Source organism: Cupriavidus sp. WS, from assembly GCF_000395345.1.
GTDB classification, from domain to species: domain Bacteria; phylum Pseudomonadota; class Gammaproteobacteria; order Burkholderiales; family Burkholderiaceae; genus Cupriavidus; species Cupriavidus basilensis_B.
Genome location: NZ_AQPL01000175.1, coordinates 1 through 547, shown reverse-complemented (window position 1 = coordinate 547; position 547 = coordinate 1). Strand labels below are relative to the sequence as shown.

At 77.9% G+C, this 547-nt stretch carries 1 protein-coding gene; it reads right to left on the bottom strand.

The window, feature by feature from the left end; all coding sequences use genetic code 11:
* Positions 1 to 63 precede the first annotated feature (63 nt).
* Positions 64 to 547, bottom strand: a 484-nt coding sequence (locus K206_RS0115150; RefSeq protein ID WP_020203247.1) for a ketopantoate reductase C-terminal domain-containing protein, incomplete at its 5' end; no start/stop codon positions are given.

The following is a 547-nucleotide window of genomic DNA, read 5'->3' as shown; positions in this document are numbered from 1 at the left end:
TGGCCGCGCGCGAGCGGCGCGCGGCCGCCGCCGCGCAGGCCGCGGCGGCCGGCTAGGCGGCCTTCAGCCGGCGGCGCGGCGGGCCTGCTGGGCCTCGTAGACCTGCAGATGCGCGTAGGCGGTGCGCACCAGCGGCACCGCGTGCCCGAGGCGCCCGGCGCGGTCGGCCATGTCGCCGACGATGTCGCGCGCCTCCAGGCGCGGCGCGCCCTGGGCGATGTCGCGCATCATCGAGGCGGCCCAGGCCGAGCCGGCGTCCAGCAGCCGCTCGTGCATCGCCTTGCCCACCGGCTCGGGCAGCGCGTGGCCCGACAGGCGCGCGACCGCGGCGCATTCGTCCATCGCCTGCCGCATCAGCGCGCGGCCGTCGTCGGTGCGCACGATCTCGCCCACGGTGCCGCGCATCAGGCAGGTCATCAGCGCGCCGGAGGCGATCATCACCCACTTGTTCCACAGCGCCTGGTCCACGTCCGCCGACAGCTCGCGCGTGCCGGGCGTGGCGGCCGCCAGTTCGTGGAACGCGCGCGCCAGCGGCTGCGCCGCCTCG